This is a genomic window from Flavobacterium proteolyticum, from assembly GCF_015223105.1.
Taxonomy (GTDB): Bacteria; Bacteroidota; Bacteroidia; order Flavobacteriales; family Flavobacteriaceae; genus Flavobacterium; species Flavobacterium proteolyticum.
Window position 1 is genome coordinate 1 of the sequence record NZ_JADFTZ010000012.1, and the last position, 2,735, is coordinate 2,735.

The window sequence follows — 2,735 nt, forward strand, 5'->3', positions numbered from 1 at the left end:
TTTTTTTGAAGCGCAACTATTCAGAATAAACGAAATAATAATTAAGTAAAACATTTTTTTCATAAGTTCAATTTTCAATAGTTTTTGTAATTAGGATTTTTCGTCCAAAACTAGCTACTAACGTTCCCAGGCTTTGCGAGGTTGCGGACTAAAGAAGCCGAAACTTTCGGTTTAGCACTGACATCAAAGATAAGAAAAAACCTTTAAATTAATCACTTACCCCGCAATCTTGCAAAACCTGTGTTGGCAGCTGGGCTTTATATTAATTCACTCAATTTGTTGTTTATATTCGTTTCTGCTTTTTGAACTAATTTTTTAAGTTCATTAACTTTTTCTGTATATTTTGTTATATGGTTTTCCACAAATTTATCCTGAACGTCTTTTGAGATGTAGTCAATATAATATTGCTTAAAAATTGTTTTACCTATTGTTAGTTTTGAAGTTCCATCAGCTAAATCTGAGACTATTTTTTTTCTTAAGTTGTTGAAATAGGTATTGTAAAATTGTAAATTTATTGGATATTTATTTTGATTTTTAGGTGTTAAAACAATACATAAATTACTTGCTATAAATTTTCCATTTACATAATGACTTCTACCTAAAGAACCTCCAGCACTTACAACATAAACGATGGCTTCTTTATCATATTTATATGTAGAATGTTTTTTCCATTCTTCTGCACCAGTAATAAAGTCAAATTCTCCATCTTCACTATTATCGCTTGCTAATGTTCCGTCCTCAATATTAAATAAATCTTCAACTTTTAGAAGTTTTGAGTTTGAACTTATATTTTTTTGAATTCCTGCACAATTTAGAATATCGTCTTTGTAAATTTTCTTTTTTTCAGAAACCCCTTTTTGTTCTTTAAGATTGAATATTGAATCAACGATACTATTTTTGATATCCTCCCATTTATTAAATTTATCAACTCTACCTTTGTGTTGAATACTTACAAAACCGTCATCTTCTAAATTGTAAAATAAAACTTCGTCATTATTATTATGAGGTGTTTTGGTGAAACCAAAAATAGAAGTATTTACAGTTCTTTTTTGTTCAGAGAATAAATTATAAGGCATTCTTATTACAAAATCAAGTTTAGCAATTTTTAAAACTTCTGCGGTTAAACCATTTTGATTTTGTGTCAAAGTAGGAGTAGGCATAATGATAATTAATTTACCATTTGGTTCTAAATATTTTAAAGCTTGTAATGTAAATTTTATTGAATTGTTAGTTTCATAAGGTGGATTTATAATACATTTTGTTGGTTTTAATGAATTGATATAATTTAGCAAATCTTTGTCTTTATTGTTTATTATATTTTCGTTTTTATCATCAAGTAAGCTACTTCTAAACAATAAATTTGTTCTACCATCACCGTGTAAAAACATATTTGAACAAGCGAGAGCAAACAAAACAGAATCAACTTCAAAACCAATTAATTGGTTTTCTTTTATGTTTTTGATTAAAGTTTCGTTGTTGTTTGCTTTTTTAATTAAAACTTCCATAGCTTCCATTAAAAAACCACCAGTTCCTGTGCAAGTATCTAAAACAACATCATTTACATTTAATCTTGCAAGTTCAACCATTAAACTTTTTATATGGTCAGGTGTTAAAATGATATTTTTATTATCAATTTTTCCAGCCCTTTTTAAGAATATTTTATATGCTTTACCTAAAATATCTTGTTTTTCATCATTTTGAAAAGGCTTGAATATATTTTTTTCAATTTTAGTTATTATCTTTTTATATTCCAAAAGTGAATAATCAACATTTTTAATAAATGAAAATCTATCTTTCCAACTGTAACCTTTTGAAAGATTATTTATTTTGTCTGCTAATTGTCTTGTAATAGCTTCTAAAATTGCGTTGTTAAGATTATGACATTCTAAAATTGTTATTTTAATTGTTGATACTTCTTCTCTTGATGGAGCTTGAATATTTTTATAAGTATTTCTAAAAGTATTGTCTTTCAAAGCAATCATAAGTCCAGAAAAAAACAAGCTTCTTTCTGTGTCTTTTACTTTATTATTTTCGTTAAATGTTTTGTTTAATTCATTTAACGTTTTTATTAAACTTTCCGCAGTTACACTTTCACCATATCTTTTCTGCCAATAAATGTTGTAGATGTTTTTTAAAGTTAAAAGTGTGCTGTTTTCTTGAATACTTATACAATTGTTTGATTCATTAGTTTTTAGAAAATAATCAACTTTAAGTTCATCCAATTTTTGACCTGAAACAGCAATGCCAATAATGTCTTTTGTAACATTATTTTTTTGCATATAGTGTTGAACTTCTGCAATTGCGTCAGAATGGGAAATTGCTTTTGCTTCTACAACAATAATATAATCTTCTTCTTCAAGAAAAAAATCAGGATAGCCTTTTGATGATGATGTGTTTTTTTTTGATTGAAAACCTAATTCACTTGGAATTGCAGATTTTTCAATAAAAGTTGATGAACCATAGAATTCTCTAAAAATATTTTCGGTTACCGTTTCACTAACCCCTTTCGTGCTTTTTGCCATTTGTTGTCCGATTTACGGCAACAATTCTATCGGATTTTTGAGGTTAAGCTGTTGTTTTTCACCACGGTTCCGTTAGCCTTGCTGCCAACGTTTCGCGGCTTGCTCTCAGTGGCGTTGCACCAACACCAAGCCATTACAAATATAACAAAACATTCCATTCAGCAGCGGATTTTCCGTAGGAAAATCCGGAAGTAGCCATTGAAGCAAACCGCT

At 28.3% G+C, this 2,735-nt stretch carries 1 protein-coding gene; it reads right to left on the reverse strand.

The features are described 5' to 3' along the window. Positions 1 to 257 precede the first annotated feature (257 nt). Positions 258 to 2,522, reverse strand: a complete 2,265-nt coding sequence (locus tag IM755_RS12730) for an N-6 DNA methylase (protein WP_194097461.1) — start codon at positions 2,520 to 2,522, stop codon at positions 258 to 260. Positions 2,523 to 2,735: the final 213 nt, after the last annotated feature.

Coding starts and splice junctions, on each gene's coding strand:
- IM755_RS12730 (WP_194097461.1), bottom strand. CDS start 2,522: ATGGCAAAAAGCACGAAAGGGGTTAGTGAAACGGTAACCGAAAATATT.